At 61.9% G+C, this 13,972-nt stretch carries 12 protein-coding genes; 6 read left to right on the forward strand and 6 right to left on the reverse strand.

The window, feature by feature from the left end:
* The first annotated feature begins 96 nt into the window (after window positions 1-96).
* Entirely contained in the window at window positions 97-381 is a 285-nt protein-coding gene (locus tag ASE36_RS17865) for a GIY-YIG nuclease family protein (protein WP_062283028.1), read from the forward strand.
* Between the two features lie 641 nt (window positions 382-1,022).
* On the opposite strand, the gene ASE36_RS23165 is transcribed toward ASE36_RS17865, so the two are convergent.
* Both ASE36_RS23165 and ASE36_RS17880 read right to left on the reverse strand, forming a co-directional pair.
* Window positions 1,023-1,157, reverse strand: a complete 135-nt coding sequence (locus ASE36_RS23165) for a hypothetical protein (RefSeq protein WP_274533382.1) — start codon at window positions 1,155-1,157, stop codon at window positions 1,023-1,025.
* Window positions 1,158-1,422: 265 nt separating this feature from the next.
* Complete coding sequence (locus ASE36_RS17880) at window positions 1,423-5,199, reverse strand: vitamin B12-dependent ribonucleotide reductase (protein ID WP_062283830.1); 3,777 nt, start codon at window positions 5,197-5,199, stop codon at window positions 1,423-1,425.
* Between the two features lie 845 nt (window positions 5,200-6,044).
* Here ASE36_RS17880 and ASE36_RS17885 point away from each other — a divergent pair.
* Both ASE36_RS17885 and ASE36_RS17890 read left to right on the forward strand, forming a co-directional pair.
* On the forward strand, window positions 6,045-7,952 hold the full coding sequence (locus ASE36_RS17885) for a methyl-accepting chemotaxis protein (RefSeq protein ID WP_062283035.1): 1,908 nt from the start codon (window positions 6,045-6,047) through the stop codon (window positions 7,950-7,952).
* A gap of 160 nt (window positions 7,953-8,112) precedes the next feature.
* Window positions 8,113-8,742: an NAD(P)H-binding protein gene (locus ASE36_RS17890; RefSeq protein WP_062283039.1), complete on the forward strand. Its 630-nt coding sequence runs from the start codon at window positions 8,113-8,115 to the stop codon at window positions 8,740-8,742.
* A gap of 33 nt (window positions 8,743-8,775) precedes the next feature.
* On the opposite strand, the gene ASE36_RS17895 is transcribed toward ASE36_RS17890, so the two are convergent.
* Complete coding sequence (locus ASE36_RS17895) at window positions 8,776-9,603, reverse strand: DUF1206 domain-containing protein (protein WP_062283042.1); 828 nt, start codon at window positions 9,601-9,603, stop codon at window positions 8,776-8,778.
* Window positions 9,604-9,748: 145 nt separating this feature from the next.
* Between ASE36_RS17895 and ASE36_RS22640 the strand changes: the two genes are divergently transcribed.
* The 3 genes from ASE36_RS22640 (at window position 9,749) to ASE36_RS17905 (ending at window position 10,890) form a co-directional block, all read left to right on the forward strand.
* Window positions 9,749-9,913 carry a hypothetical protein gene (locus ASE36_RS22640; protein WP_156378708.1) on the forward strand — a complete coding sequence of 55 codons (165 nt, stop codon included), beginning with the start codon at window positions 9,749-9,751 and terminating at the stop codon, window positions 9,911-9,913.
* A 75-nt stretch (window positions 9,914-9,988) separates the two neighbouring features.
* The gene (locus tag ASE36_RS17900) at window positions 9,989-10,360 is read left to right on the forward strand and encodes an ArsR/SmtB family transcription factor (protein ID WP_062283834.1); all 372 of its coding nucleotides are present in this window, start codon (window positions 9,989-9,991) and stop codon (window positions 10,358-10,360) included.
* Window positions 10,357-10,890 (forward strand): SRPBCC family protein, encoded by a 534-nt coding sequence (locus ASE36_RS17905; protein WP_062283045.1) that lies wholly within the window; start codon window positions 10,357-10,359, stop codon window positions 10,888-10,890. The genes ASE36_RS17900 and ASE36_RS17905 overlap by 4 nt, the downstream gene beginning before the upstream one ends.
* A 92-nt stretch (window positions 10,891-10,982) precedes the next feature.
* On the opposite strand, the gene ASE36_RS17910 is transcribed toward ASE36_RS17905, so the two are convergent.
* The 3 genes from ASE36_RS17910 to ASE36_RS17925 all read right to left on the reverse strand — a co-directional run bounded on the left by ASE36_RS17910 (window position 10,983) and on the right by ASE36_RS17925 (window position 13,924).
* Complete coding sequence (locus ASE36_RS17910; RefSeq protein WP_062283049.1) at window positions 10,983-12,701, reverse strand: PQQ-dependent sugar dehydrogenase; 1,719 nt, start codon at window positions 12,699-12,701, stop codon at window positions 10,983-10,985.
* Window positions 12,698-13,138, reverse strand: a complete 441-nt coding sequence (locus ASE36_RS17915; RefSeq protein WP_062283051.1) for a DUF2231 domain-containing protein — start codon at window positions 13,136-13,138, stop codon at window positions 12,698-12,700. The genes ASE36_RS17910 and ASE36_RS17915 overlap by 4 nt, the downstream gene beginning before the upstream one ends.
* A 207-nt stretch (window positions 13,139-13,345) precedes the next feature.
* Window positions 13,346-13,924: a hypothetical protein gene (locus ASE36_RS17925; RefSeq protein ID WP_062283058.1), complete on the reverse strand. Its 579-nt coding sequence runs from the start codon at window positions 13,922-13,924 to the stop codon at window positions 13,346-13,348.
* Window positions 13,925-13,972 lie beyond the last annotated feature (48 nt).

A 13,972-nucleotide genomic window follows, 5' to 3' on the forward strand; every position in this document is an offset into this window, starting at 1 on the left:
ACACATGCTGAAACAAAGGAGGAGAATACCAACCCCTTACCGCAGTCGTCATCCTCGGGCTTGACCCGAGGATCCAGACACAAGCACACTGCACGCATGGCGGGCTATGTCTACATCGTCACCAACCATAAGCGCGGCACGCTCTATATCGGCGTAACGTCCGATCTGGAGCGGCGGATCTATGAGCATCGCGAGGCGCTGACGCCGGGATTTGCCTCGAAGTATGGCTGCCGGCAATTGGTCTGGTATGAGGAGCACGACAGCATTGGTACGGCGATCCAGCGGGAGAAGTCGCTGAAGCGCTGGTATCGGCAGTGGAAGATCGCGTTGATCGAGGGGTTCAATCCCGACTGGCGGGATTTGTATTACGAGTTGATGTGAGGCGATTTCGGTGCCGGTCGCTGCCGTTGAAGGGCTTTTGTCTGGATCCTCGGGTTTAACCCGAGGACGAGGATGACGACCTTTGGGGGGGGGGGGAGGAAGGTATTCTCCTCAGGCCTTGTGCTATGAAGATGGTAGAGGAGGATACCCGCAGCTTCCCATGCTCCGCCCGCGCCTCGCAGCATTTGCATCATCGGTTGATGTTACAGTTTCGGGGGTAGTTGGTGCTGCTCGCTGTGGTTGAAGGGCTTGTGTCTGGATCCTCGGGTCAAGCCCGAGGATGACGACCGTTGGGGGAGGGTAAGGGTATTCTCCTCAGGCTTTGTGCGATGAAAACGCTAGAGGAGGATACCCGCAGCTTCCCATGCTCCGTCATCCTCGGGCTTGACCCGAGGATCCAGACACAAGCCCTACGGATGCCCGATCAGGGCCAAACCTCAGATTTCGCAAGAGAGGGGCTCGGTGAGGCAGTCGCCCACGGAACTGTGCCCCTCTCCTGGAAAATCTGAAGTTTAGGCGGCTTGCGCGCGCCTAAGCCTTCGATTTTCCGTCCTCCCCCGCATGGGGGGAGGTGAGGCGCCACGACTCCGTAGTCTTCACTGAAGCCACCCGCAAGTTAATACCTGCAGGTGGCAATCAGATCATTTCTTTTTATTCGGCGCCTGCGTTAGCGCCGAAGCAGCAACCTTCTTCACTGCAGCAGGTGTTTTTGAGTTGCTCAGCAGCTTTCCAGCAGTGGATGCAACAGACTTCGAGGTACGTTCATTTCGAGCCATTGGGGATCTCCCTGTTTATGGCCACCGAAGCTACCTCGACTCTGAGACCCAACTTCCCTATTTTCTCCATGCGACTGGCTTTGGGATTTGAGTCTCTTGGCCCCGCGTGGGCTTCGGCCTTTTCGCGGTACTCAAAGCCGAAACCGAGAGGTTTCGGCTTTGTCATTTCTACAGCCAACGATTTTTGGTCGATCTTGTTTTGTTCTGTCTAGATTTCCGGCCCGAGGTTTCCCCCGGGCCGAAATCTCATTCAATTCTCAGCTAATCAGCTGCACCCACTCGTCGCGCCACACGTGTCGCACTTCTCGCAAGTGCCATTCCGCACCATCGTGAAGTTCTGGCATTCCGAGCACATATTGCCCGTATAGCCCTGCGCAATGGAGCGCATGCGGCGGGTGGCTTCCAGCTGCTTGGCGTCGGCCTTCGCCTTTGCGGCCTCGTCGGCTGCCGTGTCCGAGAACAGGCCTTCTTCGGCGATCTCCTCGGCCAGTTCCACGGCGCGTTCCTCGTAGTCGCGCTTGAAGGACACGACTTCAGAGGTGGCGACGGCGGTCGTCACTTCGAGCTTGCGGGCGGTGGCGCCGGCAGAGAAGGCGGTGACGGTCGAGGCCTTGGCGGGGGCGGCGGTGGCGGCTCCCTTGGGGTCTGCGCCGGCCGCAGCCGGCATGTGGCTGGAGACCAGCGTCGGCTTGTAGCCGCGGGTCAGGCCCTTGGAGACGACGTCCGCCTTGCCTTCCTTGACGCCACGGCCAAGCGCGGTCGTGGAGAAGTCGGAGGTGTCGACATGGGCCAGATCGCTGCGACCGAGATAGGAGATCGCCAGCTCGCGGAAGACGTAGTCGAGGATCGACGTCGCATTCTTGATCGCGTCGTTGCCGGTGACCATGCCGGCCGGCTCGAACTTGGTGAAGGTGAAGGCGTCGACATATTCCTCGAGCGGAACGCCATATTGCAGGCCGAGCGAGACGGAGATGGCGAAGTTGTTGATGAAGGCGCGGAGGGCAGAGCCTTCCTTGTTCATGTCAAGGAAGATTTCGCCGAGACGGCCGTCGTCATATTCGCCGGTGCGCAGGAAGATGGTGTGACCACCGATCTTGGCCTTCTGGGTATAACCCTTGCGGCGGGTCGGCAGCTTTTCCTGTTCGCGCACGACACGCTCGACGATGCGCTCGACGATGCGTTCCGTGATGGTGACGGCCTGGGCGGCAGCGGGCTGCTGGAGCAGTTCCTCGACGCCGTCCTCATGGTCCTCGTCCTCGATGAGGGAGGCATTGAGCGGCTGGGAGAGTTTTGAGCCGTCACGGTAGAGCGCGTTGGCCTTCAGCGCCAGCTTCCAGGACAGCATGTAGGCGGCACCGCAATCTTCGACGGTCGCTTCGTTCGGCATGTTGATCGTCTTGGAGATCGCACCCGAGATGAACGGCTGGGCGGCCGCCATCATGCGGATGTGGCTCTCGACCGAGAGATAACGCTTGCCGATCTTGCCGCACGGGTTGGCACAATCGAAAACCGGCAGATGTTCGGCCTTGAGGAAGGGCGCGCCTTCGAGCGTCATCGCACCGCAGACATGGATGTTGGCGGCCTCGATGTCCTTCTTCGAGAAGCCCATGTGGTCGAGCAGGTTGAAGCTCATGTCGGCGAGCTGCTCGTCGGAGACCTTGAGGGTCTCTTTCAGGAAGTCGGCGCCGAGCGTCCACTGGTTGAAGACGAACTTGATGTCGAAGGCAGCCTTCAGCGCGCCGTTGACGGCTTCGATCTTCTCGTCGGTAAAGCCCTTGGCCTTGAGCGAGGACGGGTTGATGCCCGGCGCCTGGTTCAGGTTGCCATGGCCGACGGCATAGGCGTCGATCTCGGCGATCTGGGATTCAGAGTAGCCAAGCGTGCGCAGCGCCTCCGGAACGGCAGCGTTGATGATCTTGAAGTAGCCGCCACCGGCGAGCTTCTTGAACTTCACAAGCGCGAAGTCGGGCTCGATGCCGGTCGTGTCGCAGTCCATGACGAGACCGATCGTGCCGGTCGGGGCGATGACCGAGACCTGGGCATTGCGGTAGCCATGCTTTTCACCGAGCTCGAGTGCCTTGTCCCAGGCAGCGGTTGCATGTGCGAGAAGTGCGACATCTGTGCAATCCGCATGGGCGAGCGGCACGGGATTGACGGAGAGGCCTTCATAGCCATCCGACAGACCGTGGGCGGCGCGGCGATGGTTGCGGATGACGCGCAGCATGTTGTCACGGTTCGGAGCAAAGCCCGGGAAGGGGCCGAGTTCCGAGGCGATTTCGGCTGACGTTGCATAGGAGACGCCGGTCATGATGGCGGTGAGCGCACCGGCGATGGCGCGACCTTCGGCCGAATCGTAGGGGATGCCGGAGGACATCAGCAGGCCGCCGATGTTCGCATAGCCGAGGCCGAGCGTGCGGTATTCATAGGAGCGTTCGGCGATCTGGCGCGACGGGAACTGCGCCATCATCACGGAGACTTCGAGCACAACGGTCCAGAGGCGAACGGCATGTTCGTAGTCGGCGATGTCGATCTTCTTGGTCTTCTGATCCTTGAAACGGAGCAGGTTCAGCGATGCGAGGTTGCAGGCCGTATCATCAAGGAACATGTATTCCGAGCACGGGTTCGAGGCGCGGATCGGGCCCGCGGCCGGCGAGGTGTGCCAGTCGTTCATCGTCGTGTTGAAGTGCAGGCCCGGATCGGCCGATGCCCAGGCGGCATAGGAGATCTTGTCCCAGAGGTCGCGGGCCTTCAGCGTCTTCATGACCTTGCCGTCCTTGCGGGCGGTGAGGTTCCAGTCGCCATCATTCTCGACGGCGCGCAAAAAATCGTCCTTCAGGGAGACGGAGTTGTTCGAGTTCTGGCCCGAAACCGTGAGATAGGCTTCCGAATCCCAATCGGTGTCATAGGTCTTGAACTCGAGATCCTTGTAGCCCTGCTGGGCGAACTGGATGACGCGCTTGATGTAGTTTTCCGGAACCTGGTCCTTCTTCGCGGCGCGGATTTCGCGCTTGAGGGCAGGGTTCTCGTTCGGGTCGAAGCAGGCGTTGTTATCGGCCTCGCAGTTGACGCAGGCCTTCATGATCGCCTTGAGGTGCTTGGCGACGATCTTGGAGCCGGTGACGAGGGCGGCAACCTTCTGCTCTTCCTTCACCTTCCAGTCGATATAGGCTTCGATGTCCGGATGGTCGATGTCGACGACGACCATCTTGGCCGCACGACGGGTGGTGCCGCCGGACTTGATCGCGCCGGCAGCCCGGTCACCGATCTTGAGGAAGGACATGAGGCCGGAGGAACGGCCACCGCCGGAGAGCTTTTCGCCTTCGCCGCGCAGATAGGAGAAGTTGGAGCCGGTGCCGGAGCCATACTTGAAGAGACGGGCCTCGCGGACCCAGAGGTCCATGATGCCGCCTTCGTTGACGAGGTCGTCCTCGACGGACTGAATGAAGCAGGCATGCGGCTGCGGATGCTCATAGGCCGACTTCGACTTGACGAGCTTACCGGTGAAGGGGTCGACATAGAAATGGCCCTGGCCGGGGCCGTCGATGCCATAGGCCCAGTGCAGGCCGGTGTTGAACCACTGCGGGGAATTCGGTGCGACGCGCTGGGTGGCGAGCATATAGGCGAGCTCGTCCTTGAAGGCGGCGGCATCTTCTTCCGAGGTGAAGTACTTGCCCTTCCAGCCCCAATAGGTCCAGGTGCCGGCCAGGCGATCGAAGACCTGGCGGGCATCGGTTTCCGAGCCGTAGCGCTCGTTCTCGGGCAGCGAGGCCATCGCCTTCTCATCGGCGACCGAGCGCCAGAGGAAGGAAGGAACGTCGTTTTCCTCGACCTTCTTCAGGATCTTCGGCACGCCGGCCTTGCGGAAATATTTCTGGGCGAGAATGTCCGCCGCCACCTGGCTGAACTGAGCGGGCACGTCGATGTCGGCAAGACGAAATACGATTGAGCCGTCGGGGTTCTTGATCTCGCTGATGGCCTTGCGGAACTCGATCTCCGCATAAGCGGACTGCCCCGGTTTGGTGAAGCGACGTTCAATGCGCATCTGCCTGTGTCCCTCGATCTGGAAGCGCCGAAAAAGGCGCGAAAAATGGCGTCCGGTTGCACGCGTCAAACCGCGCAGCCAGTGATTTGTTCGTCTGAAGGGTGATTCATCCGAAGACTACGGCACCCTGTATATGGTGTAGATGGTGGCTGCAAACACTAAATATAGTACTAACAACTTATTGCCGCCAGATCCAAGACCCCCGCTTGACGGTCAAAAATCGCACAGAAATCCTAGCGTGGCCGACGTCGTCAGAACGTCGTTCCACTTCTCAGAAAGCCGCCACAATGTTTGATGAAACCCGGCCTCGTTAATGCCCGGTCCAGTCGCCGCCGCAACAGGATCCATTAACATCGGACCAACTGATTCCGTCAAGGGGTGGTCCGTGAAGGAAATGTTAACGCTATATCTTGTGGCTGCCTGCTGTGGATAACGGGCAAAATGCCGAAGTCACGGGAATGACTGGTCTTTCCGGCGCCTGGGCGCCAGCGCTGGCAGGGGATGTCGGATGTCAAGCGGCTGTCATGAATATTTTAGCGTTTCGACCTGGCACACAATCCATAGTGTCCCGGACCCGGATTTGCAGGCCTAAGAGCCTGTTTTCATCCCTCACAAAAGCTGGGGATGACGAGGCGCGAGGCGAGAGGGAGGGGAAGTGATCGCGCTGTGATGATCTGCCGGCCTCAGTCACAGTGCAGTGCAGCAACCCCTCTTATTTGACGGAGAAATGGCAACGAATTCGCAAGATCTCCTTCCTAATTTAGTGCCAGACTGTGTGGAATGAACTCCATGCCCGGCCGGAGCGGCCACCTGCCAGGATGGCGGGACTGCAAGGAGTATCCCTCATGTCGATCGCCAATCTATCCATTTTGAAGAAGGTGAGCCTCGTCGTCGTCCTGATGGGCGTGGCCGCCGCCGCCATTGCTGCCGTCGGTGCCCAGGGCCTGTCCTCCCTCGGCACGGCTCTGAAAGACACAGGCGCCCGCGAAGAGGTGGCCCGCGAGGCCATGGACCTGCGCGTCGATATCATCGCCATCTCGCGCATGACCTACCAGTTGGCGCTGGCCCCGGAGAAGGCCGCAGACTTTGCCGCCGAGACCGACAAGCGTGCCGGCGAGATGCTGGCGCGTCTGCCGAAGATCGCCTCGACCGCCAACGCGACCGAAAGCCAGCTGCTCGACAAGATCAAGGGCACGCTGGACGCTTATTTCACCCAGATCCGCGCCATGGTGGCCGTTGCCGGCTCCGAGGCTGGCAAGGACCCGGCCGTAATGAAGGCCGAACTCGCCAAGGCGCTCGACGCCCAGAAGGTCGTGACCTCGGCGGTGAAGGAATATTCGACACTGTCGGCAACGACGCTGACGGCCTCGCGTGACAATGCGCTGGCCGCATCCGGCTTCACCATGCTGGTCCAGATCCTGACCGCTGGCGTCTGCATCGTTGCGGGCGTCGCCATCAGCTTCGTGCTGGCGCGTCGCGGCATCGTCAATCCGATCCGCAGCCTGACCGCCGTGATGTCGGACATGGCCGCCGGTCATCTGCCGAAGGAGATCAGCGGCACCGAGCGCAAAGATGAAATCGGCGAGATGGCCCGTGCGCTCGAAGTCTTCCGCACCAATGAAGCGCAGATGCGCGCCATGGAAGCCCAGGAAGCCGCACTCACCGCCCAGAGCAAGGACCTGCAGTCCTCCATCAGCGTCATCGTCAAGGCTGCTGCAGCGGGTGACTTCTCGCAGCGTATCTCCAAGTCTTATGAGGATGCTGATCTGCAGCGTTTTGCAGGTTCGGTCAACGAACTGGTCGAGAATGTCGATCGCGGCATCACGGAAGTGCGCCGCGTGATCGCAGCGCTTGCCGATGCCGACCTGACCCATGAGATGGAAGGCCAGTTCCAGGGCGCCTTTGCCGAACTGCAGGGCAACGTCAACCAGACCATGGCCGTGCTGCGCCAGACGATGCAGAACATCCTGACGGCGGCAGGCACCATCACAGGCAATTCCGGCGAACTGTCTTCGGCCGCCAACCAGCTTGCCCGCCGGACCGAACAGCAGGCCGCTTCGCTGGAAGAGACCGCCGCAGCGCTGGAAGAGATCACCACCACGGTCAAGACCTCGACCCAGCGCGCCAACGAAGCCTCGCACATGGTGCGCGAGACCAAGGAAAGCGCCGGCAAGTCAGGTGACATTGTGCGCAATGCGATCGACGCCATGGGCCGGATCGAGCAGTCGTCGAGCAAGATCAGCCAGATCATTTCCGTGATCGACGAGATCGCCTTCCAGACCAACCTCTTGGCATTGAACGCCGGCGTTGAAGCCGCCCGTGCCGGTGAAGCTGGTCGCGGTTTCGCCGTCGTTGCGCAGGAAGTGCGTGAACTTGCCCAGCGCTCGGCCAATGCGGCCAAGGAGATCAAGACGCTGATCAACACCTCCGCCGAAGAGGTGAAGGGCGGCGTCTCGCTGGTGCTGTCGACCGGCGATGCGCTGCGGGAGATCGAGGACCTCGTTAACCGCGTCAACGACCACGTGGTGACCATTGCCCGCGCAGCCGAAGAACAGTCGGCGGCACTTGGCGAAATCAACACCTCGGTCAACCATATGGACCAGATGACCCAGCAGAACGCGGCCATGGTCGAAGAAACGACGGCAGCAAGCCAGGTTCTGGCCGGCGAAGCCCGCCAGCTCCAGGCCCAGCTCGCCCGCTTCCAGCTGGATGCCGGCCAGTCCGGCTCTGCCGGTTACCGCACGGCGGCATAAGATCCTTCGGGAATTGGCTAAATAGCGAAGAGCAGAAGCGCCACAGCAATGTGGCGCTTCTTTTGTTTGGGCGATGGAACGGGCAATGTGCCACGACATTGAACTGGGTCCGGCATGGTGCGGGGCAAGTGAAACTGAATGCTCGAGGAGGTGCAGGGCCATGAAGCTGTTGATACTGGGGGCGACCGGGTTGGTCGGCAGCCGCGTTCTGGATCTGGCGCTCACTGACCCTCGGGTGACATCCGTGACGGCCCCGACCCGCAGGCCACTGCCCAAGCGACCAGGGCTTTCCGCCCCGGTTGTGGATTTCGAGGCGCTTCCGCAGGATCCATTGTTCTGGACCGTGGATGCCGTCATCTGCGCGCTCGGCACCACGCTCAAGACGGCCGGGTCGCGCGAGCGTTTTCATCGTGTGGATCACGACTATCCGGTCGAAATCGCCAGGCTGGCAAAGGCCCACGGCGCGCGGACTTTCGTGCTCAACTCCGCCAAGGGGGCGGACCTTAGTTCACTGTTCTTCTATAGCCGGGTGAAGGGAGAGACAGAGCGGGATGTAGAGGCACTCGGGTTCGAGAGCACGGTGATCGTGCGCCCCGGGCTGATCGACGGGCCTCGGACAGAGCCTCGCCCGCTCGAGGCATGGGCGGGCAGGGTGCTTTCACTGTTGAAGCCGATCCTGCCCCGCTCCGCGCGGGCCAACCCACCGGGCGCAATCGCCCGGGTGATGCTCGACGCGACGTTTGCTGCAAGACCGGGCGTCACCGTCGTGCCCTCGCAGGACCTGCTCTAGAGCACGACGTTTTTGTTGATCTCGGCAGAAGCCTCAGTTGAAGCGACCGAGCGGCAGCTGACGGGTGACGTCCCGTACCTCGGGCGTATTGATGCGCCGATAGCGTGCCTCGACGAAGTTATAGATGCCAAAGGCGGCAAGGCCGAGGGCGACGATTGAATAAATGATGCCGCCGAAAGGAAGCTCATGCACCCAGGCCAGCGCATCGGCCATACCGCCCGCCTGCTGAGGATCGACTGTGAAAGCGGCATAGACGAAGAAGACGCCGATGATGCCGAAGACGGCGCCGCGGGCGACAAGGCCGTAGATCGAGACCAGCACGGCCGGTGAATTCTTCTCGGCGTCGAGGTCGAGGTAACGGCCGAACTTGCGCTTGATGCCCTTCATCGCCGTTACCACGCCGCCGATGATGAAGCCGATGCCGATGATGCCGGCAAGATAGCGGCCAAAGGGCTGCGCCATGACCCAGGCGGCAAGTCCCTCTTCGCCGCCCGAACCGCTGCCGCCCGACATCTGCAAGGCCATGCCGAGACTGGTGAGCGCAAGGCCGGCATAGGTGATGGCGCTGCCGAACAGAGCAGCCCTGATGGCATAGCCCTTCATGTCCTCATCCTGTCCATCGGCATTGGCGAGCGACTGCGCAAGCCGCCAGACGACAAAACCGGCAAGCCCGATCCCAATCAAGGCGATCCAGATCCGGCCGAAAGGCTGCTGCAGGATGGCGGTGAGCGCCGACTTCGTATCCGCCTTGCCACCAGCAAAACTGGAGAAGAGCGCGAGCCCCGCCACCATCAGGAAAACTATACCGCGCGCGCCATAACCGGCCCGGGCCAACAGGTGAAATTTCGACCGTGTGTTCATGGGGATCCTCTCCTATTCGTGGGGAGGAAACGGAGGAGAGGGAACGGGGTTCCCTGACCTCTTCCAGAGACATCGACGACTGCGGAACCGGGTGCTGGCCGAGGGGTTACCTTGGAAAGGTGATCGACAGGGCGAGGACGACCGTATGGCAATAGATCCGGATGACGAGCAGCGGCAGGCACCCGACCAGAATGACTATGCGCCGAAGACGGCATCGGGCGCCAAGCCAGGCTTCGCACTATCGGCTTGGTCACTCGTCCTCGGCACTGTCTTTCTTGTTCTCATCCTCGGCGGCCTGCTGGTGATCTGAGCCGGCACCCTGAATGCGGCAAAATGCTCAACCAAATGGTTGACAATCAATCTGACGCCATGCATCTTCAACCACATGGTTGAATTACGTGAACATCCCCTCGATACGATCTTTCACGCGCTGGGCGACGAAACCCGTCGCCGCATGTTGGCGGCTCTCTCTGAGCGCGAGCGCAGTATCGGTGAACTGGCAGAGCCATTTGCCATGTCGCTGGCGGCTGCTTCCAAGCATGTGAAAGTGCTGGAGAGTGCCGGTCTGATCCGGCGCGAGGTGAGGGGCCGCACCCATCTCTGCCGGCTGGAGCCGGGGCCGCTTGCCGGTGCCCACCAGTGGCTGAGCGCCTACGAGCACTTCTGGACCGGCCGGCTGGATGTCCTCGAGCGGATCCTGCGCGCGCAGGACGCCGCACCTTCCCGAAACGACGACAAGGATGGAGAGAGACGATGACGGAAAAACTGGCTGTGAATGCTTATGGGCGGCTGACCGAGCCGCAGACTTTGGTGATCGAGCGGCTGTTGCCGGGACCCGCGTCGCGGATCTGGGCCTACCTGACCGACAGCGACCTGCGGCGGCAATGGCTGGCTTCGGGCGCGATGGAGGAAAAGGCAGGGGCGGCTTTCGAGCTTGTCTGGCGCAATGACGAGCTGACCGATCCGCCCGGGAACCGGCCTGAAGGTTTCGGCGAGGAAATGCGCATGAAGAGCCGGGTGCTGGAACTGCAGAAGGACAAGCGGCTGGTCTTTACCTGGGGCGAAACGGGCGAGGTCTGTTTCGACCTGCGGCCCGAAGGCGACGAGGTTTTGCTGACCGTGACCCATCGGCGGATCTCCGACCGCGCCAACCTGCTGATGGTCGGGGCCGGCTGGCACATGCATCTCGATATTCTCAAGGCCAAGGTCACAGGAGGCAAGACCGCGCCCTTCTGGGATGGCTGGCTGAAGCTCAAGAGCGATTACGACGCGCGCCTGCCGGGCTGATCGAGCCGAAAACGAAAACGAAGAAGCCTCCCCGGTGACGGAGAGGCTTCTTTGTCTTCAGCGCAGATCATGCACTTTTATGGCTGGGTCGGCTATGGCTGGGTCGGAGCCGCCGGGTTTGCCGGTGTGCTCGGCTGAGCATCCTGGACCGCACCCTCCGGTTCCGTCGCCGGCACATCCGTCTGCGGCGGTGTCGTCGAGGGTGGTGCGAGTGTGCCATTGCCCGGATCGACTGGCGGGGCCGGGGTCGGTGCAACGGCTGGATCTTCTGCCGGAGCCGTGGCACCGGGAGTGTTGGCCGGGGCGGCTTCCGGTGCCGGAGCGGCAGGGTCGGTCGCTGGCGCCGCAGTGCCGGCACCGTCGCTCGACACCGGTTGAGCTCTCTCTTGTGCCGAAGCGACGGGCGAACCCTCAGGCATCTGGTCGGTGCCGACGGGCTCTGCCGGGGGCGTTGCCCCGTCTGCGGAGACGCGCCAGACCGTGTTGCCGGCATCGTCTGCGACGAGAAGCGCACCAGTGCCGTCAAAGCCGAGGCCGACGGGGCGGCCGCGTGCCTCTTCCTCGCCGTTCAGGAAGCCGGTGAGGATATCCTGCGGCTTGCCCGATGGCTTGCCATTTTCGAAGGGCACGAAGAGAACCTTGTAGCCGTTGAAATGGTCGCGGTTCCAGCTGCCACGATTGCCGACAAAGGCACCGTTGGCATAAGGACCCGGCATCCCCATGCCATAGGAGAAGGTGAGGCCGAGAGCTGCGACGTGGCTGGACAGCGCATAGTCCGGCTTGATCGCCTGCTCGACCATGTCAGGACGCGGCGGATGCAGCCGCGGATCGACATGCTGGCCATAATAGCTCCAGGGCCAGCCGTAAAAGGCACGGTCCTTCACCGAGGTCATGTAGTCGGGCACGAGATTGGGGCCGAGTTCGTCACGCTCGTTGACCACGGTCCAGAGTGCGCCGCTTTCGGGATTGAAGGTGAGGCCGTTCGGATTGCGCAAGCCCGAGGCATAGATGCGCGAGGCGCCGCTCTCGCGGTCGATCTGCCAGATCGCCGCCCGACCCTTTTCCGCTTCCAGTCCGCGCTCGCCGGCATTGGAATTGGAGCCGACCGAAGCATAGAGGAAACGGCCGTCGGGGCTGAGCGCCAAATCCTTCGTCCAGTGGTGGTTGATCGGGCCGCCCGGCAGCGGGCTCACCACGCGCGGGGGCGTCGTGATTTCGTTCTGGCCGAGCGTATAGTCATAAGCGAGCACCGCATCGGCGGCCGCGACATAGAGCGTGTTGTCGGCAAAGGCGAGGCCGAAGGGCGAGTTCAGATCCTTGAGCAGGTCGTGGCGCTCGTCCACGGTGCCGTCCCGGTCGCTGTCGCGCAACAGCGTGATCAGGTTGGTGGGCTTCGGCTCACCGCTGCCTCCGCCCGACGCGATGCTCATGATGAAGCCGCGGATGATGTCCTTCGGACGCTCGACGGGTTTGCCGGGGGGCGCCTTGCTCTGCACCACCAGCACGTCGCCGTTCGGCAGCGTATGGACCGTCCGCGGATTGGAAAGGTCGCGGGCGTAAGCCGTGACCGTGAAGCCATTGGCGGCCGTCGGCGTTTCATCCTCGCCCCAGCCGACGACCGGTGCGACCTTCAGGTCGGGCACGAGGCTCTGGCTGGGCTCCGGCAATGCCGGGTCCGCGCCGATCTGCGTGCTGGTGTCGAAATCGTCGTCACTGTCGCTGCAGCCGGCAAGGGCGAGAGCGAGAAGGGCTGTGGAGGCGAGGGCTGTACGATGAAGCCGCGTCGACTTGCGGGGTGTAGACGGGGTCATGGGATCCTCCAGGCATTGGCGGTACGGGTTGCGGCATTGAGATAGGCGGCCGCGATCATCGCGAGCAGCGTGACGGCCGATGCGATGAGCCCTGCGGGAACGATCGCCGTCCAGCCGTCACCGGCATGGATGAAGCTGTTGAGGAGCGCCAATAGCAGCACGGCGATGAAGGCGAGGACTGCGGCCAGCGACGGGCGAAGCGCTCGGGTGGCGGGGCGCACGAAGTCGATCAGCCCTGCGATCAGGGCGAGCGCCCCCATCACCAGGCCAAAGAACAGCAGCCAGTCGGAGAAATTGCTCCACATCAGGTTGGAGGTTCGCCAGTAGATGATGTCGGTCAGCAGCGTCAGCGTGAAGCAGACAAAGGGGAAGGGCACGAAGATCGCGGAGAAAGGATAGGCGTTCGACGCGGCGGGGGGAGATTGCAATGCAGCCATGATGGATCTCAGCCTGTCTGGAGGTGGGACATGGCTTTGATACGGCTGGCGGTGGTGATTTGTTCCCTCACAAAACCGGCAGCTGTCGGATTGCCTCGGGGCATGAGAAAGAAAGCGCGTTGGCCCTGACGCAAAACGGCCGCCCGGAGGCGGCCGATCTGTGGGTGATGCTTCGGCGACGTGCCGGAAGCTTCGAAGATTTCAGGATCAGAGCGCATCCATGTTGATGCCGACGGTGACGGCGCCGATCGGCGTGCCGCTTTCGTCGCTGATCGTCACGGAAGCCTGGGACTGCAGGGCCTGGGTGGATTCGTCCTTCTCGACTTCATCCACGAAGATCGCCTCCTTGCCGGCGCCGAAGCTCTTCTGGAACTTCGGCTCGTCACCCTGCCAGTAGTCGGAGGTGGTGTCGCTCTGGCCGACATTCAGGCCCTTCGCATCCATCACGAAGATTTCGGAGATGACGCCATTCGAGCCGGCCTGCTTTTCCTGCAGGAACTTCGACAGGTCGTTGCCGAGCACTTCCGAGATCATCGGCTTGTCGGCAGCTTCGACTTCGGCGCGCCATTTCTTGTCCAGCGCGTCGATATCGCCGTCGCTGAGGCCGCTCGTCTTGTCGTTCTGCGCCTTGATGGCGCTGATCACGGCCGGGTCGGAGAGCCACGGCACGACATTTTCCTTCAGATAAGCGGTAACCGGTGCCACATGCGCCTCTTCGGCAAGGCTGGTGCCGGCCATGAAAGCCATGGCGCCGAGGGCAAGAATGCTGGTCAGGATAGGCTTCATCGGACGTTTCCTCATGTCTGGTTTTGGTGGAGACCCGATGGGTAACCT

Source organism: Rhizobium sp. Root274 (assembly GCF_001429245.1).
Classification (GTDB): domain Bacteria; phylum Pseudomonadota; class Alphaproteobacteria; order Rhizobiales; family Rhizobiaceae; genus Allorhizobium.